At 71.3% G+C, this 19,797-nt stretch carries 14 protein-coding genes and 1 pseudogene; 8 read left to right on the top strand and 7 right to left on the bottom strand.

Going from position 1 to position 19,797, the window contains the following annotated elements:
• Nucleotides 1-36: 36 nt before the first annotated feature.
• From ACFXBC_RS28450 to ACFXBC_RS28435, 4 genes are all read right to left on the bottom strand, one after another.
• Nucleotides 37-2,301, bottom strand: coding sequence for a HelD family protein (locus ACFXBC_RS28450; RefSeq protein ID WP_385030520.1), 2,265 nt, complete (start codon nucleotides 2,299-2,301; stop codon nucleotides 37-39).
• Nucleotides 2,302-2,496: 195 nt separating this feature from the next.
• The gene (gene trxA, locus ACFXBC_RS28445; protein WP_385030517.1) at nucleotides 2,497-2,829 is read right to left on the bottom strand and encodes a thioredoxin; all 333 of its coding nucleotides are present in this window, start codon (nucleotides 2,827-2,829) and stop codon (nucleotides 2,497-2,499) included.
• The gene (locus ACFXBC_RS28440) at nucleotides 2,826-3,308 is read right to left on the bottom strand and encodes a MerR family transcriptional regulator (RefSeq protein ID WP_385030514.1); all 483 of its coding nucleotides are present in this window, start codon (nucleotides 3,306-3,308) and stop codon (nucleotides 2,826-2,828) included. The genes trxA and ACFXBC_RS28440 overlap by 4 nt, the downstream gene beginning before the upstream one ends.
• A gap of 156 nt (nucleotides 3,309-3,464) precedes the next feature.
• Nucleotides 3,465-5,057 (bottom strand): MFS transporter, encoded by a 1,593-nt coding sequence (locus tag ACFXBC_RS28435; RefSeq protein ID WP_385030526.1) that lies wholly within the window; start codon nucleotides 5,055-5,057, stop codon nucleotides 3,465-3,467.
• A gap of 165 nt (nucleotides 5,058-5,222) precedes the next feature.
• Here ACFXBC_RS28435 and ACFXBC_RS28430 point away from each other — a divergent pair, with 165 nt between their 5' ends.
• Complete coding sequence (locus ACFXBC_RS28430; RefSeq protein WP_385030512.1) at nucleotides 5,223-5,861, top strand: TetR/AcrR family transcriptional regulator; 639 nt, start codon at nucleotides 5,223-5,225, stop codon at nucleotides 5,859-5,861.
• Here ACFXBC_RS28430 and ACFXBC_RS28425 read toward each other — a convergent pair.
• Nucleotides 5,845-6,876 (bottom strand): alcohol dehydrogenase catalytic domain-containing protein, encoded by a 1,032-nt coding sequence (locus ACFXBC_RS28425; protein WP_385030509.1) that lies wholly within the window; start codon nucleotides 6,874-6,876, stop codon nucleotides 5,845-5,847. The two genes, ACFXBC_RS28430 and ACFXBC_RS28425, sit on opposite strands and share 17 nt — an antisense overlap.
• Nucleotides 6,877-7,315: 439 nt before the next feature.
• Between ACFXBC_RS28425 and ACFXBC_RS28420 the strand changes: the two are divergent.
• A pseudogene (locus ACFXBC_RS28420) lies at nucleotides 7,316-7,807 on the top strand (DNA-3-methyladenine glycosylase I); the annotation flags it as partial.
• A gap of 118 nt (nucleotides 7,808-7,925) precedes the next feature.
• Here the strand turns inward: ACFXBC_RS28420 and ACFXBC_RS28415 are convergent.
• Nucleotides 7,926-9,389, bottom strand: a complete 1,464-nt coding sequence (locus tag ACFXBC_RS28415; RefSeq protein ID WP_385030506.1) for a cation:dicarboxylate symporter family transporter — start codon at nucleotides 9,387-9,389, stop codon at nucleotides 7,926-7,928.
• 201 nt (nucleotides 9,390-9,590) lie between these two features.
• On the opposite strand from ACFXBC_RS28415, the gene ACFXBC_RS28410 reads away from it, so the two are divergent.
• The 3 genes from ACFXBC_RS28410 (at nucleotide 9,591) to ACFXBC_RS28400 (ending at nucleotide 13,345) form a co-directional block, all read left to right on the top strand.
• The gene (locus ACFXBC_RS28410; RefSeq protein WP_385030503.1) at nucleotides 9,591-11,168 is read left to right on the top strand and encodes an ATP-binding protein; all 1,578 of its coding nucleotides are present in this window, start codon (nucleotides 9,591-9,593) and stop codon (nucleotides 11,166-11,168) included.
• Nucleotides 11,165-11,839 (top strand): response regulator, encoded by a 675-nt coding sequence (locus ACFXBC_RS28405; protein ID WP_385030500.1) that lies wholly within the window; start codon nucleotides 11,165-11,167, stop codon nucleotides 11,837-11,839. Before ACFXBC_RS28410 ends, ACFXBC_RS28405 begins: the two co-directional genes overlap by 4 nt.
• An 831-nt stretch (nucleotides 11,840-12,670) precedes the next feature.
• The gene (locus ACFXBC_RS28400; RefSeq protein ID WP_385030497.1) at nucleotides 12,671-13,345 is read left to right on the top strand and encodes a helix-turn-helix domain-containing protein; all 675 of its coding nucleotides are present in this window, start codon (nucleotides 12,671-12,673) and stop codon (nucleotides 13,343-13,345) included.
• A 158-nt stretch (nucleotides 13,346-13,503) separates the two neighbouring features.
• Here ACFXBC_RS28400 and ACFXBC_RS28395 read toward each other — a convergent pair whose 3' ends face one another.
• A complete protein-coding gene (locus ACFXBC_RS28395; RefSeq protein ID WP_385030494.1) occupies nucleotides 13,504-14,529 on the bottom strand; it encodes an ATP-dependent 6-phosphofructokinase in 1,026 nt (341 codons plus the stop codon).
• A 392-nt stretch (nucleotides 14,530-14,921) separates the two neighbouring features.
• On the opposite strand from ACFXBC_RS28395, the gene pta reads away from it, so the two are divergent.
• From pta to pyk, 3 genes are all read left to right on the top strand, one after another.
• Entirely contained in the window at nucleotides 14,922-17,021 is a 2,100-nt protein-coding gene (gene pta / locus ACFXBC_RS28390; RefSeq protein WP_385030491.1) for a phosphate acetyltransferase, read from the top strand.
• Nucleotides 17,018-18,223, top strand: coding sequence for an acetate kinase (locus tag ACFXBC_RS28385; RefSeq protein ID WP_385030488.1), 1,206 nt, complete (start codon nucleotides 17,018-17,020; stop codon nucleotides 18,221-18,223). Before pta ends, ACFXBC_RS28385 begins: the two co-directional genes overlap by 4 nt.
• A gap of 81 nt (nucleotides 18,224-18,304) precedes the next feature.
• Nucleotides 18,305-19,738, top strand: coding sequence for a pyruvate kinase (gene pyk, locus ACFXBC_RS28380; RefSeq protein ID WP_385030485.1), 1,434 nt, complete (start codon nucleotides 18,305-18,307; stop codon nucleotides 19,736-19,738).
• Nucleotides 19,739-19,797 lie beyond the last annotated feature (59 nt).

Here is a 19,797-nt window from a genome sequence, read left to right as displayed (position 1 = left end):
GTGGCGTGAAGTCCACGCCACCGCACCTCCCCGGTGTCACGGGCGGGGGTCCGCCGCACCGCTGAGGCACTCCGGCAGCGTCCCGTCGGTGTGCACGATGCCGGCCCGCTGGGTGGCCCGGGTCAGCGCCACGTACAGATCGCTCGTGCCGCGCGGCGAGCCGGACAGGATCAGGCCGGGCTCGGCCACGATCACCGTGTCGAACTCAAGGCCCTTCGCCTGCCTGGGATCCAGCAGGACGACGGGCCGGTGCAGATCCGGCTCGCCGCCTTCGACCTCCGGGAGTACGGCGGCCAGTTCGCGGTGGAGTCCGGCCGGGGCGATCACCGCGAGCCTGCGCTCGTCATGACGCTCGTCCGCCACCGCGTCGGCCACGGCGCGGGGCAGGTCAGTGGTGGCCCGCACCCAGGGCCGTACCCCGGTGGAGCGGATGGAGCGCGGCGGCCGGAACGACGGGTCGGCCGCGCCCGGGACCGCTGCGGCGACCTCCATGATCTCGGCGGGGGTGCGGTAGTTGATGCCGAGGCGCACCTGCTCGTAGCGGTCGTCGACGTACGGGGCGAGCATCGTCGCCCAGTCGCCCACACCGCCCGGCTCGGCGGTCTGCGCCGGATCGCCGACCAGCGTCATCGAGCGGGTCGGGGAGCGCCGCATCAGCAGCCGCCACACCATCGGCGACAGCTCCTGCGCCTCGTCCACGATGATGTGCCCGAAGGCCCAGGTGCGGTCGGCCGCCGCGCGTTCGGCCGCGCTGCGGTGGTCGGCCTCCTCGTGGCGTTCGGCCATCCGCTCGGCGTCGATGATGTCGTGCGCCGCGAGCAGTTCGGACTCCTCGTCCTCGAACTCGAAGGACTCGGAGCCCAGCGACAGATCGAGGACGCCCTGGGCGAACGCCACCTGCTCCTGGCGGGCCGCCTCGGCCGCCGCGCGTACCGCGGAGTCGTCATCGCCGAGCAGTTCGGCGGCCTCGTCGAGCAGCGGGACGTCGGCCGCCGTCCAGTCGCCGCCCTTGCGGCGGATGGTGTCCGCGTCGGCCTCCGGTAGGTGCACCGGGTCGGTGAGGTAGTCGGCGACCACCTGCTGCGGGGTGAGGACGGGCCACAACTCCTCGATGGCCGCGTGTACTTCGGGGCTGGCGGCGATGGCCTTGCCGAGCTGGGCGAGATCGTCGGGGCCCAGGAAGTTGGGCCCGCCGTAGGGATCGGCGCCGAGCCGGTCGGCCAGCTGCGCGGTCAGGTCGTCGATGATCCGGAACGCGAAGTGCGGACGCGCCAGATTGTGCGGCAGCAGCGTCGAGCGGGCCCGCTCGCGGGCGGCGTCGGCGATGGTCCAGTCGAGCAGCAGATCGCCGTCGTCGTGCGGGATCACCAGGGGCTCGCCGGGCTCGGGCGTGCGCTGGAGATCCCGTACGAAGGCGGCCAGCGCGTCCGCCATCTCCGTACGCCCCTTGACCGCGGCGGCGGCCGGGGTGTCCGTGCCGGTGGCGGTCACTCCGGGGAACAGCTCGGCCGGGGTGGCGAGCAGCACGCCCGTCTCACCGAGCGAGGGCAGCACCTCACCGATGTAGCCGAGGAAGGCCGGGTTGGGGCCGACCACGAGGACGGCACGGCGGGCGAGCTGGTCGCGGTGCGCGTAGAGGAGGTACGCGGCGCGGTGCAGCGCGACCGCGGTCTTGCCGGTGCCGGGGCCGCCCTCGACCACGAGGACCCCGTGGTGCGGGGCCCGGATGATCTCGTCCTGTTCGGCCTGGATGGTCTGCACGATGTCGTGCATCCGGCCGGTGCGCGCGGAGTCCAGGGCCGCGAGGAGGACCGCGTCGGCGTCGGACCCCTCGTGCCCGGTGCGCTCGGTGTCGGTGAGATCGAGGATCTCGTCGTGGAGCGCGGTGACGGTCCGGCCGTCGGTGGTGAGGTGCCGGCGGCGGCGCAGCCCCATCGGGGAATGCCCGGTGGCGAGGTAGAAAGGCCGCGCGATGCGCGCGCGCCAGTCGATCACCAGGGGGGTGCGTTCGTTGTTCTCGTCGGCCTCCTCGCGGATTCCGATGCGGCCGATGTGATAGCGGGATCCATCGGTGAAATCAATACGGCCGAAGCAGAGTCCGGATTCCACCGAATTCAGCGCACTGAGCAGCCCGGACCGCTCGGCGACCAGTACATCGCGCTCGACCCGCGCCTGAAGTCCCTTCCCCACCTGGGCGAAGGAGCGCTGGACGGCGGCCTCGGCACGCTCCCTGAGCGCGTCCAGCCGCTCGTAGAGCCGTGAGACGAATTGCTGCTCGTTCTGCAATTCCTCGGTTGACAATGCAGCTCCTGACGCGATACGGTGCCGTTATAAGACTTCTTCTTGGCTTGCTCGGATTAACAGAAACCGCAAAGACAAGAAGCTCCCACTGTACGCGCCGCAATACCCCGGACGCCAATTCGCCCGGGGTATTTTTGTGCGGTCTTTTCCGTATCCGGTACGGGTCGCGCCACGGCGCCCGGCACCGGTTCCGGGTCAGAGCACGTCCGCGAGTTCCTGGAGCAGCCGCCGCTTCGGGCGGGCGCCGACCATCGACTTCACCGGCTCCCCGTCGCGGAAGACCATCAGGGTCGGCATCGACAGCACTCCGTACCGGATCATCACATCCGGATTGCTGTCGACGTCGAGCTGTACGACCTTGAGGCGTCCGGCCTCCTCGGCGGCCACGGCGCTCAGCACCGGTGCGAGCTGGCGGCACGGGCCGCACCAGTCGGCGGTGAACTCGACCAGGACCGGCAGTCCGGCCGCGAGCACCTCGGTGCCGAAGTCGGCGTCGGTCACGGTGCCGACGCCCTCTGCGTGGATCATCTCCGGTGTCCCTCCCCTTCGTTTTCACGTTCGTTGTCACGACCGGTGTCCCGATCGCTGTGCCACCCGTCCTCGTCCCATCCGCCCTCGCCGGACAGTTCGCAGCGCGGCTCCGGGCCGCCCGGCAACTCCGCCTCGGCGCGGGCCAGTTCCGCGCCCACCCGGGCGCGGACGCCCTGGAGCTGGGCGATCAGCGCGTCCAGCTCGGAGAGCTTGCGCCGGTACACGGCGAGCGAGGCGGGGCAGGCGTCGCCCGCCGGGTGCCCGGCGCGCAGGCACTCGACGAACGGCCTGGTCTCCTCCAGTTCGAAGCCGAAGTCCTGGAGGGTCCTGATCTGCTGGAGCAGCCGCAGATCGTCCTCGTCGTAGGTCCGGTAGCCGTTCACCGCCCGCCGGGCGGGCAGCAGTTCCCGGGACTCGTAGTAGCGCAGAGCACGGGTGGTGGTACCGGCCCGCTCCGCCAGCTCGCCGATTCGCATGCCCCGAAGGTAATCCTTGACGTCGGCGTCAGGGCAAGGGCGGCGGAGCGGGCGGGCCCCCGGGGATGCCGGGCGGCGGAGCGGGCAGGCCCCCGGGGATGCCGGGCGGCGGAGCGGGCAGGCCCGCGGGGATCCCGGGGATGCCGGGCGGCATCCTCAGACCGAGGTGGTCACCGGCTCCTCCGCGGGCGCCGCGTCCGGTTCCGTACGGCGGGTGCGGCCCGGGATCAGGACGGCGACCAGCACCGTGCCCACCCCGAGGATCACCGCGCCGACCAGGCTGGTGTGGGCGACCGCCTGCGCGAAGGCGCCGTGCACCGCGTCCGCCAGGGCCCGTCCCTGCTCGGGGCCCGCCGTCGCAGCGGCCTTCCGGGCCACCGCGAGTCCGGCGCCCACCGAGTCCTGGGCGGTGTCCAGCGCGGCGGCGGGCAGCTTGCCGCCGGCCGCGTCCGCGAGGTGCGAGGAGTACGCGCCGGAGAGCACGGAGCCGAGAATCGCGATGCCCAGCGATCCGCCCAGCTCGATCGAGGTGTCGTTGACCGCGCCGCCGACGCCGAGTTCGGACTCCGGGAACGCGCCCATGATGGCGTCGGTGCACGGCGAGAGGGCGAGGCCGATGGCCAGCCCGAGCAGGACCAGCGGCAGGACGAACGCCCCGTACCCCGAGCCCGCGTCGATGCGGGTGAGCAGCGCCAGCGACGCGGTGCCGCCGACCATGCCCGCGGTGACCGTGACGCGCATCCCCAGCCGGGGGGTCAGGAGCCCGGTCAGGGCCGAGCCCACGAAGACGGCGCCGGCCAGCGGCAACATCCGTACGCCGGTCTCGAAGGCGTCGAAGCCGAGGACGAACTGGAGGTGCTGGGTCAGGTAGTAGAAGGCGCCGAACACGGCCAGGAAGAAGAGGGCGACGGCGAGATTCGACCCGGCGAACCCCCGGTCGAGATAGCGCCGGACGTCGAGCACCGGGTGCGGGTGCCGCAGCTCCCAGAGCACGAACGCCACGAAACCGGCGCCCGCCACGACGGCGGCGGTGACGGCCTTGACCCCCCAGCCGAAGTGCGGCCCCTCGATGATCATGTAGACGAGGGCGCCGACGGAGACCACCGAGAGCAGCCCGCCCACATAGTCGATCCGGTTCCGGTGGCCGGCCTTCGACGGCGGTACGAGGACGAAGGCGCCGATGATGGCGAGCACCGCGATCGGCACATTGATCAGGAAGGTCGAGGCCCAGCCGTGGTGCCTGAGCAGCGCCCCCGCGACCAGCGGTCCCGCGGCGATGGCCAGCCCGGCGGTGGCCGTCCACAGGACGATCGCCTTGGCCCGCTCGGCGCGCGGGAAGCTCGCGGCGAGCAGCGACAGGGTGGCGGGCATGATCATCGCCGCGCCGACCCCCATGACGGCACGGGCCGCGATGACACCCGTCGCGCTGCCGACCAGCGATCCGGCGACCGCTCCCCCGCCGAAGACGACCAGACCCAGCACGAGCGCGCCACGCCTGCTGTACTTGTCGCCGATGGCCCCGAGCAGCAGCATCAGCGCCGCGTACGGGACGGTGTAGCCGTCGATGACCCACTGGAGGTCGGCGCTGCTGAGCCCCAGGTCCCGTGTCATGTCGGGGGCCGCCACCGTCAGGGCGGTGTTCGCCATCACGATGATCAGCAGACTCAGACAGAGGACCAGCAGCGCCCACCAGCGGCGCCGGTAGGGGCCTTCGCCCTCCGCGACCGGCTGCCTCACCACGAGATTCATGACGTTCCACCACTCCCACTCCGTACGCACCCGCGCGCACATCTCCGCGTACGTCTCCGCGTACACACCTGGGCGACACCTGGGTACACCCAGTTGCACAAGCTTGTGCAATTACACACTGCTGTGCAATTTAACGCGCTTCCCGGGGCAGTGCAAAATGGGCCGGTGACCTCCGGACGAGCAGACGCCAACCGCCGCCGCATCCTGGACGTGGCCCTCACCGAGCTGCTGCGCGACCCGGACGCCTCGATGGACCAGATCGCCCGCGCGGCCGGTGTCGTACGCCGCACGGTCTACGGCCACTTCCCCAGCCGCGAGGCCCTGATCGCCGCGCTCGTCGACAACGCGACAGCCGCCGTGATCGAGGCTCACGCCACCGGCCGCGCGGGTATCGGCGACCCGGCCGAGGCACTGGCCAGCGCGACCCTCGCCGTCTGGGAGATCGCCGACCGTTACCGCCTACTGGTCGCACTGGCCCAGCGCAGCGTCACGATGGCGGGCATCAAACAGCGCCTCACCCCGGTGCGCGAGACCTGCACGGCGCTGATCCAACACGGCCTGGACGAGGGCGCGTTCACCTCACCCCTGACCGCGGCGGCCCTGGCGTACGTCCACGAGCAGGCCCTGTTCGGCCTGATGGAGGCCGTCAACGAGGGGGCCCTCCCGGCCGCGGAGGGCGGCGCGGCGGCGGCCAGCACCCTGCTGATGACGGCGGGGGTACCGGCGTCCCGGGCGGCCGAGGTGGTGGGGGCCGCGCTGGAGCGGGGGGACGGGAGCCGAGCCGGCGTCAGCGGCCGGTCGTGAGGACCATCCGGAAGCGTGCCGTGCCCGACAGCATGCGGGCGAACGCCTCGTCCGCCTCCTCCAGCGGCGCTTCCTCGGTCCAGGAGCGGACGCCGGTCTGTGCGGCGAAGCGCAGAGTGTCCTCGGTGTCCACGGCGGTGCCCGATGCGTGGCCGTAGACCTTCTTCGTGTCGGTGATGAACTGCATGCCGGTGAAGGTCATTTCGTCGGGGGTGGCTCCGACCACGATGAGTTCACCGCGCCGCCCCAGACCGTCGAAGGTCTCCGTCATGGCCGGGCCGTGGGTGACCGTGGCGAGGACGACCTTCGCGCCGCCCAGGTTCTGCAGGGCCTCCGATACGTCCTCGGCCGTGCTGTCGATGTAGTGCCTGGCCCCGAGGCCGTGTGCGAGCTTCGCCTTCTCCGCGCCGCGGGCGATGGCCACCGCACGGAAGCCCATCTTCGCCGCGAACTGCACACCGAGATGGCCCAGTCCGCCGATCCCCAGGATCGCGACCAGGTCACCCGGGCGGGTCGCGCTGCGCCGCAGCGCGTTGAAGACCGTGACGCCCGCGCAGGCCAGCGGCGCGGCCTCGACCGAGGTCAGTTCGTCGGGGACTCGGGCCAGCGCGACCGCGGGCACGACGACCGTGTCGGCGTACCCGCCGGGGTAGGCCGCCCCGGGGATCTCCAGCCGCGGGCAGTTGACGGCGTCGCCGCCCCGGCACGCCTCGCAGTATCCGCAGCTGCCGCCGTACCAGCCGACGGCGACCCGGGCCCCGGCCTCCCAGCCCTCCACGCCCGCGCCCAGCGCGTCGATACGGCCCGCGATCTCATGGCCGGTGGTCACCGGGAACGTCACTCCCGGCAGCATCCCGCCGGTGATCATCGCGTCGGAGTGGCAGATTCCGCACGCCTCCACCGCGATCCTGACGTGGCCAGGTCCGGGTTCCGGAAGTTCGGTGCGTACAAGCGTGAAGGGGCCGCCGGGCTCGGCGACCTGCATGGCGCGGGGGGACGTGGGCGTGGATGTCATGGGACCTTCCTTGCCTTCCGCGAGGTGGAGCGTATGGAGCGGGGCCGGAGCAGTGGTGCCGGGACGGTGAGGCCGGGGCGTCGGCCTTCTGGCCCGGCCTGTCCGTCCCTTCCAGTGTGGGCACTGCGCGTCATATCGGCACGCGCAGTGGGCACTACGCGTCACTATCGGCACGCGCGCCGGGCGGTGCGGCTGTGGGCGGCGCGTCGTACCGGTTCAGTGGGGGTGCGGAGGGCGGTACGGGGTCGGAATCGGGGCCGTTGTCAGTGGCCGGTGGCAGCATGTGAACCGACCGCCTGCTCCGCACTCCGCGACCCGACGTGACCCACCCCCGACCCGGCCCCACCCGTACCCCGGACCCTTGTCCGGCCCCACCCATATCCCGCCGGACCCTTACCCGACCCACCCGTGTCCCGACCGCGCACCCCAGGGAATCCCCATGAAGCACACCGAGCACCGCTGCGCCTGGGCGGACGGCTCCGAGCTGATGGCCGCCTACCACGACGAGGAGTGGGGCCGCCCTTCGCACGACGACCGCTATCTCTTCGAGTTCCTCGTACTTGAGGGCGCCCAGGCCGGGCTCTCCTGGTCGACCGTGCTCAACAAACGGGACAACTACCGAAGACTCCTTGACGGGTTCGACCCGGTGCGGATCGCCGAGTACGACGAGGACCGGCTGGCGGAGCTGCTCGGCGATCCGGGCATCGTACGGAACCGGCTGAAGGTCGCCTCACTGGTGAAGAACGCCCGCGCCTTCCTCGCCGTACAGAAGGAGTTCGGCTCGTTCGACACGTATCTCTGGCAGTGGACCGGCGGGCAGCCGGTCGTCAGCCGGCCGGGGCCCGGGGACCCGCTGCCCACCAGCACCGAGCTGTCCGACCGGATCAGCAAGGACCTCAAGCGGCGCGGTTTCACCTTCGTCGGCACCACCATCGTCTACGCGTATCTGGAGGCGGTCGGTGTCGTCGACGACCACGGGGCGGGCTGCCCGGCGGCGGTGGCGCCGCGGCCGGGATTTTCCCGCCCGTCCGGTGGGTGTCAGGTGGCTGTCAGGACCTGGGCGCCGTCTCCTTGCCGCTCTCCGCCGTCCCCGTGCCGCCCCGGGACACCGGCACGGGCACCTCCTGCGGCTCCGCGGATCCCTCGCCGCCGCCGTCCCGGCCACCGTCGGCGCCTGCATCGCCATCGGCACCGTCATCGGCGCCGCTGCCCGCACCCTCCGGCCGGTCGTCCATCAGCGTCGCCTCGTCGAACGGCAGCCGCCCGGAGAGCACCTCCGCCGCCCGCGCCTTGTCGATCTCCTTCGTCCAGGTGCCCACCAGGACCGTCGCCACGGCGTTCCCGGCGAAGTTGGTCATCGCCCGCGCCTCACTCATGAAGCGGTCGATACCCACGATCAGGCCGACGCCGTCGACCAGATCGGGGCGGTGCGACTGGAGGCCACCGGCGAGCGTGGCGAGGCCCGCTCCGGTGACACCGGCGGCGCCCTTGGACGCGACGATCATGAACAGCAGGAGTGAGATCTGCTCGCCGCCGCTCAGCGGCTTGTCCATAGCGTTGGCGACGAAGAGCGCCGACATCGTCAGATAGATGGCGGTGCCGTCGAGGTTGAAGGAGTAACCGGTCGGGACCGTGATCCCGGCGACCGGCCTGCTCACGCCCAGGTGCTCCATCTTCGCGATCAGCCGTGCCAGCGCCGACTCGGACGAGGACGTCGAGAGGATCAGCAGGAACTCGCGGCCCAGGTACTTCAGCAGCAGGAAGATGTTCATGCCCGCGATCAGCCGCAGCAGCGCACCGAGCACGACGAAGACGAAGAGCGCACAGGTCAGATAGAAGCCGATCATGATGACGGCCAGCGACTTCAGCGCGTCCACACCAGTCTCGCCGACGACGGCGGCCATTGCACCGAACGCACCCACCGGGGCCGCCCACATGATCATGGCGAGGATGCGGAACACCAGCCGCTGGATGTGCTCGATACCGCGCAGCACCGGCCGGCCCGCCGGGCCGATCGCCTGGAGCGCGAACCCGGTGAGCAGCGCGATCAGCAGCGTCTGCAGGACCTGGCCCTCGGTGAAGGCGGAGACCATGGTCGTCGGGATGATCCCGAGCAGGAAGTCCGTGGTGGAGTCGCCCGCGCCACTGGCCTGTGCGGCCCCCGCGTGCCGTACCGCCTCGGTGAGATGCAGCCCGGAGCCGGGCTCAAGGACGTTCCCGACGACGAGGCCGATGGCCAGCGCCACCGTCGACATCACCAGGAAGTAGCCCAGCGCGAGCCCGCCGACCGCACCGACCTTGGCCGCCTTGCGGACCGAGCCGACCCCCAGCACGATCGTGCAGAAGATGATCGGCGAGATCATCATCTTGATGAGATTGACGAACCCGGTGCCCAGGGGCTTGAGTTCGACGGCGACTCCGGGGGCGGCGAAGCCGACCACGATGCCGAGCACCACCGCGGCGATCACCGCGAGATACAGATAATGCGTACGGTCCCGCTTCTTTGCGGACACGCCGGCCTCCTCGTACACGTCCGGACCACGCCCGGACCACGTCCGACCCACGTCCGGACCACGTCCGATCCACGTCCGGACCGCCTTCGATCCACTTCCCTGACCATCCGGTGGATCTCCGAGACTCTCCATCAGCCTGTGACCGCGGTCACCCTTGCGTGCATTTCGTTCACACAATTCGCAGCGGGCAGACTGTCGGCCATGCACATACGCGCCCCGCGGCCCCGCAGCCTGGCCGGCCAGCTCTTCGCGATGCAGGTCGTGCTGGTCGCGGTGATCGTGGCCGGATGCGCGGTGTTCAGCTATGTGTCGGACCAGCGGCAGGCGCAGGCCGCCGCCCGGCGTCAGGCCACCGCCGCCGCCACCGCCGTGGCGCTCTCCCCCTCCGTGCGCCGGGCGACCGTCTCCGACGACCCGTCTGCGGTGCTCCAGCCGTACGCCGAGCAGGTGCGCCGCTCCACCGGGGTGGCCTTCGTGACGATCATGAACGTCCACGGCATCCGCTGGACGCATCCCGACCCGGCCAGGATCGGTGAGCACTACCTGGGCCACACCGCTGAGGCGCTGCACGGCAGGACGTACGCCGAGACGTACACCGGCACGCTCGGCCCGTCCGCCCGGGTCGTCACCCCGGTCAGGGCCGGTGGCGGCGCCCACTCCGAGGTCACCGGTCTGGTCAGCGCGGGCATCACCGTGGACCGGATCGACGCGCAGCTCCAGGCGCAGGTGAGTGTCCTGCTCTGGTTCGCGGGGGTCGCCCTCGCGCTGGGCGGCATCGGCACGTACGTCATCAACGCACGGCTGCGCCGGCACACGCACGGGATGAACCCGGCCGAGCTGAGCCGGATGCACGACTACCACCAGGCCACCCTGCACGCCGTACGGGAGGGGCTGCTGATGCTGGACAGCGGCCGCCGTATCGCGCTCATCAACGACGGCGGCCGTGAGCTGCTGGGGCTCGGCGACGACGTGGTGGGGCGTGGCGCCGCCGACCTCGGGCTGCCGGCCCCGCTCACCGGGCTGCTGCTCGCCGACGGGCCCCGGGTGGACGAGGTGCATCTGACCGCCGACCGGGTCGTGGTCGTCAACAGCCGCCCGGTGTCGTCGGGCGAACACCGCGGGACGGTCGTCACCCTGCGCGACCGCACCGAACTCCAGGCGCTCTCGGGCGAGCTGGACTCGGAGCGCGGCTTCAGCCAGGCGCTGCGCGCGCAGGCCCACGAGGCCGCCAACCGGCTGCACACGGTCGTCTCACTGATCGAGCTGGGGCGGGCCGCGGAGGCCGTGGAGTTCGCGACCGGCGAGCTGGAACTGGCGCAGACCCTCACCGACCGGGTGGTGGGCGCCGTCGACGAACCGGTGCTCGCGGCGCTGCTGCTCGGCAAGGCGGCGCAGGCCAACGAGCGCGGGGTGGAACTGGTCCTGGCCGACGACAGCGTCCTGGAGGAGGGGCTGCTGCCCGCCCGCGACCTGGTCACGATCCTCGGCAACCTCATCGACAACGCGGTCGACGCCGCGCAGGGCAGCGACGGCGCCCGGGTCACCGTGACCGTGCGCGCGGCCGGTGGCGAGCTGCTGATCCGGGTACGCGACACCGGCCCCGGCGTCGCCCCGGGCGACGACGTCTTCCGGCTCGGCTGGTCGACGAAGAGCACCGGCCGCGGCCTGGGCCTGGCCCTGGTGCGGCAGACCGTCGGCCGCGGTGGGGGTACGGTCACGGCGGCGGGCCCGGAGTTCGTCGTACGGCTGCCGGTCCGACAGGAGGTGACCCCGGCGTGATCAGGGTGCTGGTGGTCGAGGACGACCCGGTCGCGGCGGACGCGCACGAGCTGTACGTGGGCCGGGTGCCCGGCTTCTCGGTGACCGGAAAGGCCCACTCCAGGGCGGAGGCGGTACGGATCCTGGACCGCGCCCCGGTCGAGCTGCTACTGCTCGATCTTCATCTGCCGGACGGCCACGGCCTCCAACTGGTCCGTTCGCTGCGCGCCGGGGGCCACACCGCCGACGTCATCGCCGTGACATCGGCCCGCGATCTGGCCGTCGTACGGGAGGGGGTCTCGCTCGGGGTGGTGCAGTACGTACTGAAGCCGTTCACCTTCGCCACCCTCCGCGACCGCCTGGTCCGGTACGCGGACTTCCGGGGCGCCGCGGCGGGCGAGGCGAGCGGCCAGGAGGAGGTGGACCGCGCCCTCGCCACCCTGCGCACCGCCGAACCGGCCGCACTCCCCAAGGGGTTGAGCGCCCCGACCCTGGAGGCGGTGACCCGCACCCTGCGAGCGGCACCGGAGGGAACGACGGCCACCACGACGGCCGACGCGGTCGGCATCTCCCGCATCACCGCACGCCGCTACCTGGAACACCTGGTCACGACGGGCCGGGCGGTACGCCGCCCCCAGTACGGTCAGATCGGACGGCCGGAGCTGCAGTACCGGTGGGTGAGCCGGCCGTAGGGGCGGGGGCTCTTCGGGGGCGGATAGGCCGGTCGCCAACCTCCCCGCCGGGGAAGGATGTTGACCCGATCCGAAGACGGATACCAGACTTTCGCGCACAGTCGCTGTCCGACACCGCGGGGCGGAAGACGACTGAGTACGCTACTTCTCACGCCTTCATGCCTCACACCCTCTCCCGGCCCTGAACCGAAGACTTCCGCACCGGGATCGCGTGGGTTCAAGCCCGCGCGAAGACCTGTTGCGGGGTTGGTCTTCACGGGGCGCGGGATCTATGGGGTCGGCTGAGCGTGATGGGCTGGTGATGTCCGGGGGACGAGAGGCAGGCGGCTGGCATCGACACCACTTCAGGAAGAGGCGAGAAGGGGGCTGGGATGCAGGTAGCGGGCCGGGAGGAGCTTCGCTGGATTCCCGAGAAGCGAAGAAGGGTCGCTATGTCGGAATCTCCAGAAGTAAGTAAAAACGGGTACCTGCCTGCATGAAACTGCAGGTCGGGGCCTGTGGTCCCCGCGCATGCGGGGTTGGCCCCGTACCGCGGCGGCGCGTGACCATGCCGTACTTGTGGTCCCCGCGCATGCGGGGTTGGCCCCGCGGTGAACTGGCTGGTCAGCAACATCGTGAAGGTGGTCCCCGCGCATGCGGGGTTGAGGTTGACCCCCGGGCTGTCCCGCCGACCGGGTCCGTGAGGCTGTGGCCCCCTACGGGACAGTGGGGGCGACGGCATAGCCGAACCGTAGGGCCAGAATCATCGTCGTCCCCGTACGTTTCTCCACATACCGAGACTGTGTGAACAAACCGTATTCGCGGGACCACCCTTGCCCTTACCGTGTGCCCGTGCACCAGACCCCGCCCTTCGACGCCCCCGCCGCACGCCGCCTCCGTGAGGCGCTGGGCATGGCGCCCGGCCACGTCGCCTATGGGCTGCGGGCCCAGTACGGGCTTCTCGTCACCCCGGATGTGGTCGCCGCCTGGGAGCGCGGGCTCCAGGCGCCGTCCGCACGTGAACTGACGGCGCTCGCCGGGGTGTTGTGGTGCTCTCCGGGTGACCTGCTGGTCGAGGCCGTCAGCCTGCGCGAGCACCGGCTGGCCCGGGGCATAGCGCCGGACGACCTGGCCCGGCGGGTCGGTATGGACCCCGCGAGCTATCGCAAGGCCGAGGAGTCCGGCCGGTGGCGGGGCAACGAGCGTCAGTCGGCGGCGCTGGCGGAGGCCCTCTCGCTGAGCCCGGCGGCCTTCCTCACGGCGACGGGGCGTGACGGGGAGCTGGCCGGGATTCTGACCAGCGCGGCGACGACCCGCTGGCAGGCCCACGTACGGGCCACGGCCAAGCTCGTACCGCTGTCCCGCCCCGATCTTGAGCGAGTTCTTGAGCGGCTGCACTCCGACTACCAGGCGCTGATGGTGACGACGCTCAACTGGGGGTCGACCGAGGAGGCCGGCGCGGGCGACGCGGGGCGGGCGTTCCTGGACTCGATCGTGGTGCGGTTCTGGGAGCTCGCCGGGGGCTGAGACGGCCCCGCCCGGTGCGAAGGATGTGGGTGCGGACCCCGGGCGGGGTGCAGGCCCGGAGTGCAGGCACCGGATTGCAGGCACCGCATGCTGCGTGGCTCCAGGGGCCTGTACGAGACGGGCCGGGACGAGAGGGGCCAGTACGAGACGGGCCCGGCCTAGAAGACCGACTCCGCCTCGTACATCCGGCTCTCGTCGACCGTCTTCAGATGGGTCACCGCGTCCGCCAGCGGCACCATGCCGATGTCCGTGCCGCGCAGCGCCGTCATATTGCCGAAGTCACCGCGGTGCACCGCTTCCACCGCGTGCCAGCCGAAGCGCGTCGCCAGGACCCTGTCGTACGCGGTGGGGGTGCCGCCGCGCTGGACGTGCCCGAGGATGACGGGCCTGGCCTCCTTGCCGAGCCGGGTCTCCAGCTCGACGGCGAGACGGGTACCGATGCCGGCGAAGCGCTCGTGGCCGAACTGGTCGATGACGCCCTTCTCGTACGGCATGGAGCCCTCGGCGGGGTGGGCGCCCTCGGCGACGCAGATCACGGCGAACCGCTTCCTGCGGGCGAAACGCTCCTCGACCATCTTGACCAGGTCGTCGACCTCGAAGCGACGCTCGGGCAGGCAGATGCCGTGGGCGCCGCCCGCCATACCGGACTCCAGGGCGATCCAGCCCGCGTGCCGGCCCATGACCTCGACGACCATCACGCGCTGGTGCGACTCGGCGGTGGTCTTCAGCCGGTCGATCGCCTCGGTGGCGACCCCGACGGCCGTGTCGAAGCCGAAGGTGCGGTCGGTGCCCGAGATGTCGTTGTCGATGGTCTTGGGGACGCCCACCACCGGCATCCCGGCGTCGGAGAGCATCCGGGCCGCCGTGAGGGTGCCCTCGCCGCCGATCGGGATGAGCGCGTCGATGCCGTACCGCTCGGTCAGCTCGGCGCAGTTCTCGGCGGCCTCGCGCAGCCGGTCGCGCTCCAGGCGGGCGGAGCCGAGGATGGTGCCGCCACGGGCCAGGATGCCGCTGACGGCGTTGAGGTCGAGGGGGCGGTAGTGGCCGTCGAGCAGGCCCTTGAAGCCGTCCTCGAAGCCGATCACTTCGTCGTTGTGCCCGGCCACGGCACGGTGCACGACCGAGCGGATGACGGCATTGAGGCCGGGGCAGTCGCCGCCCGCGGTGAGGACTCCGATGCGCATCGTGCTGATTCTCCTGCTCCTAGTGGGGCCTGCGGATGCTCCTGGTGGGGCCTGCGAACCGTGCCGATTGTTCCACGACCGCTCGCCGGGGGTCTCCCGTGACGGCCCTTCCGTCCCGTACACAGCCGTGGACAGGCGGCTTAGCCAGCCCCGAGGGTACTGTCAAGAGGGCGCGCCGGGCCGTCACGGGCGCCCCCAGGGGCCCGGCCCCGCAGGCCGGGGCAGGACCGGGACGGCCCGCCGCAGCGTGACGGGTCCGGACCGGCCCACCGCAGTGTGACGGGCCCGGTATCGGCCCGCAGAAACGTGACGGGCCCCGGACCGGTCCGCCGCAGCAGTACGCAGGGACAACGGGTACGCAGGGACGACGAGGCAGAGGACGGAGAGCACGCGTGACGCGCAGCGTGTACGTGACCGGGATCGATCGCGGCGACGGCCGCCAGGTCGTCGAGCTGGGGGTCATGGAGCTCCTCACCCGCCAGGTGGACCGGGTCGGGATCTTCCGGCCGCTGGTGCACGACGGGCCCGACCGGATGTTCGAGCTGCTGCGGTCCCGCTACCGGCTGAGCCAGGACCCGGCGTCGGTGTACGGCATGGACTACCACGAGGCATCCGCCCTCCAGGCCGAACAGGGCACCGACGAGCTGGTCTCGCAGCTGGTGGGCCGCTTCCACGAGGTGGCGCGCGGGTACGAGGTGGTGCTGGTACTCGGCACCGACTTCGCCGCCACCCAGCTCCCTGACGAGCTGGCGCTCAACGCCCGGCTGGCGAACGAGTTCGGCGCCTCGGTGATCACGGTCGTCGGCGGCAAGGGCCAGACGCCCGAGTCCGTGCGCTCCGAGACCCGTAACGCCTACCGCGCGTACGAGGCGCTGGGCTGCGACGTCATCACCATGGCGGTGAACCGGGTGGCCCCCGGCGACCGCGCCGAGCTGGCCGGACAGCTCGCGGCGCAGCTTCCGGTGCCGTGCTCGGTGCTGCCCGACGAGCCGGCGCTCGCCGCGCCGACGGTCGCCCAGATCAGCCATGCGCTGGGCGGCACGGTGCTGCTCGGCGACGAGGCGGGGCTGGCCAGGGACGCGCTGGACTTCGTGTTCGGCGGGGCCATGCTGCCGAACTTCCTGAACGCGCTGACGCCCGGCTGTCTGGTCGTCACCCCCGGGGACCGTTCGGACCTGGTGGTCGGCTCGCTCGCCGCGCACAGCGCGGGCACCCCGCCGATCGCCGGGGTGCTGCTGACTCTGGACGAGCGTCCGGGCGAGGAGATCCTCAGACTGGCCGGCCGGCTGGCCCCGGGCACCCCGGTGGTCGCGGTGGCGGGCGGGTCGTTCCCCACCGCGGGTGAGCTGTTCGCCCTGGAGGGCCGGATGGACGCGGCGACCCCGCGCAAGGCGGAGACCGCGCTCGGCCTGTTCGAGCGCCATGTGGACGCGGCTGAACTCCTCGGCCGGCTCTCGGTGGCCCGCAGCGGCCGGGTCACCCCGATGATGTTCGAGCACGAGCTGCTGGAGACCGCGCGGGCCGACCGCCGCCGGGTGGTGCTGCCCGAGGGCACCGAGGAGCGGGTGCTGCGCGCCGCCGACATCCTGCTGCGCCGCGGGGTCTGCGAGCTGACGCTGCTCGGCGATCCGGAGACCGTCCGCAGGAAGGCGGCCGACCTGGGCATCGACCTGTCGCGGGCCGATGTCACCGACCCGGTCGCCTCCGCGCTGCGCCAACGGTTCGCCGAGGTGTACGCGAAGCTCCGCGCGCACAAGGGGGTCACCGTGGAGCTGGCCTACGACGTGGTCGCGGACCCGTCGTACTTCGGCACGCTGATGGTCCAGGAGGGCCTGGCCGACGGCATGGTCTCGGGCGCGGTGCACTCGACGGCGGCGACCATCCGGCCGGCCTTCGAGATCATCAAGACCAAGCCGGACGCGTCCATCGTCTCCTCGGTGTTCTTCATGTGCCTCGCCGACCGGGTGCTCGTGTACGGCGACTGCGCGGTCAACCCGGACCCGGACGACCGGCAGCTCGCGGACATCGCGGTCCAGGCCGCCGCGACCGCCGCCCAGTTCGGGGTGGAGCCGCGTATCGCGATGCTCTCGTACTCGACCGGCACATCGGGTTCGGGCGCGGACGTCGACAAGGTGCGGCGGGCCACCGAGCTGGTCCGGGCGGCCAGGCCCGATCTGCTGATCGAGGGGCCCATCCAGTACGACGCGGCGGTCGACCCGTCGGTGGCGGCCACCAAACTGCCCGGCTCCGCGGTCGCGGGCCGGGCCAGCGTGCTGGTCTTTCCCGATCTCAATACCGGCAACAACACCTATAAGGCCGTGCAGCGCTCGGCCGGCGCCGTGGCCGTGGGACCGGTGCTCCAAGGGCTGCGCAAGCCGGTCAACGACCTGTCGCGGGGCGCGCTCGTCGAGGACATCGTCAACACCGTCGCGATCACCGCGATCCAGGCCCAGGGCGTGGACCGGAGCCGCGCCCAGGAGGAATCCGTATGACCGCCACCCGTGTTCTCGTACTCAACTCCGGCTCCTCGTCGCTGAAGTACCAGCTGCTCGACATGGCGTACGGCAGCAAGCTGGCGACGGGCCTGGTCGAGCGGATCGGCGAGGCGTCGTCGCGCTGTGTGCACACCCTGCTCGCGGACGGCGGCTCCACCCGTGAGCAGAGCGGGCACATCGCCGACCACTCCGCCGCACTGAAGGCCGTCGCCGCCGAGCTGGACGCCGACGGTCTCGGCCTGGACTCGCCGGAGCTGGCGGCCATCGGCCACCGGGTGGTGCACGGCGGGCTGCGGTTCACGGCTCCGACCGTCGTGGACGACTCGGTGCTCCAGGAGATCGAACGTCTGGTGCCGGTCGCCCCGCTGCACAACCCCGCCAACATCACCGGCATCCGCACCGCCCGCGAGCTCCGCCCCGACCTGCCCCAAGTGGCCGTCTTCGACACCGCGTTCCACACGACGATGCCGGAGTACGCGGCCCGGTACGCCATCGACGTGGAGACCGCCGACGCGCACCGCATCCGCAGGTACGGCTTCCACGGCACCTCGCACGCGTATGTCTCGCGCAGGACCGCCACGCTCCTCGGCCGGACCCCCGAAGAGGTCAACGTCATCGTGCTGCACCTCGGCAACGGGGCATCGGCGTCCGCGGTGGCGGGCGGGGTCTGTGTGGACACCTCGATGGGGCTGACGCCGCTGGAGGGCCTGGTGATGGGGACGCGCTCCGGTGACATCGATCCCGCCGTGATCTTCCACCTGACCCGGGTGGCCGGAATGTCCGTCGACGAGATCGACGTACTGCTCAACAAGAAGAGCGGTCTGGTCGGGCTCTGCGGGGACAATGACATGCGGGAAATCATCCGCAGGACCGGCGAGGGCGATCAGCGGGCGCAGCTGGCCTTCGATATCTACATACAGCGGCTGAAGAAGTACATCGGGGCCTATACCGCGGTACTCGGCCGGGTGGACGCGGTGACGTTCACGGCGGGGGTCGGCGAGAACTCGGCTCCGGTGCGCGCGGCGGCCGTCGCGGGCCTGGAGGGGCTGGGTCTCGCGGTCGACGGCGAGCGCAATGCCGTACGTTCCGACAAGGCCCGGCTGATTTCTCCGGAGGGGTCCCGGGTGGCCGTGGCCGTGGTTCCGACGGATGAAGAACGTGAAATCGCGCAGCAGGTATACGCCTTGGTCAATGAATGACACCTGAGCGCCGTACCGCCCATTTGTACTTTCCGCCAGACGGAATATTCCGTTGCGAAACAAACCGATAGGATCCGCCTCATGCGCCGTTCCAAAATCGTCTGCACACTGGGCCCAGCCGTCGACTCCTATGAGCAGCTGAAAACGCTCATCGAGGCCGGTATGAATGTGGCCCGTCTGAATATGAGCCACGGGTCCCACGCGGAGCACGAGGAGCGGTACCACCGCGTCCGCAAGGCTTCCCAGGACACCGGCCGCGCCGTGGGCGTGCTCGCCGACCTCCAGGGCCCCAAGATCCGCCTGGAGACCTTCGCCGAGGGCCCCGTCGAGCTGGTGCGCGGTGACGAGTTCACCATCACCGCCGAGGACGTCCCGGGTGACAAGACCATCTGCGGCACCACTTACAAGGGGCTGCCCAGCGATGTCGCCAAGGGCGACCCGATCCTGATCAACGACGGGAACGTCGAGCTCAAGGTCGTCGAGGTCGAGGGCTCCGAGGTCAGGACCATCGTCATCGAGGGCGGTGTCATCTCGGACCACAAGGGCATCAACCTGCCCGGCGCCGCGGTGAACGTGCCGGCCCTGTCCGAGAAGGACATCGACGATCTGCGGTTCGCGCTGCGGATGGGCTGCGACCTGGTCGCGCTCTCCTTCGTGCGCGACGCCGGCGACGTCATCGACGTACACAAGATCATGGACGAGGAGGGCCGCCGGGTCCCCGTCATCGCCAAGGTCGAGAAGCCGCAGGCCGTCGCCCACATGGAGGGCGTCGTCGCGGCCTTCGACGGTGTCATGGTGGCCCGTGGTGACCTGGCCGTCGAGTACCCGCTCGAAAAGGTCCCGATGGTGCAGAAGCGCCTCATCGAGCTCTGCCGCCGCAACGCCAAGCCGGTGATCGTCGCGACCCAGATGATGGAGTCGATGATCACCAACTCGCGCCCGACGCGTGCCGAGGCGTCCGATGTCGCCAACGCCATCCTGGACGGCGCCGACGCGGTCATGCTCTCCGCCGAGTCGAGCGTGGGCGCGTACCCGGTCGAGACCGTCAAGACGATGTCGAAGATCGTGGTCGCCGCCGAGGAGGAGCTGCTCTCCAAGGGCCTCCAGCCGCTGGTGCCCGGCAAGAAGCCGCGTACCCAGGGCGGTTCGGTGGCCCGCGCGGCCTGTGAGATCGCGGACTTCCTGGACGCGAAGGCGCTGGTGGCCTTCACCCAGTCCGGCGACACGGCCCGCCGCCTCTCCCGCTACCGCACCTGCCAGCCGATCCTGGCCTTCACCACGGACGAGGCGACCCGCAGCCAGCTCGCGCTGAGCTGGGGCGTCGAGTCGTACGTGGTCCCGCACGTGGACAACACGGACGCGATGGTCGACCTGGTCGACGCCGAGCTGCTGAAGCTCAAGCGCTACAGCGACGGCGACCGCATGATCATCACCGCGGGCTCGCCCCCCGGCGTCCCCGGCACCACCAACATGGTCCGGGTGCACCACCTCGGCGGCGAGGACAGCCCGAGCTGAGCCGGACTCCCCGCTCCCTGCCGTCCGTACGGCCGTGGCCCGCACCCTGCTGACCTGGG

Source organism: Streptomyces sp. NPDC059398 (assembly GCF_042751845.1).
In the GTDB taxonomy this organism is placed as follows: Bacteria; Actinomycetota; Actinomycetes; order Streptomycetales; family Streptomycetaceae; genus Streptomyces.
The sequence above is the reverse complement of the archived record's forward strand: the minus strand, read 5'-3'. Positions and strand labels throughout refer to the sequence as shown.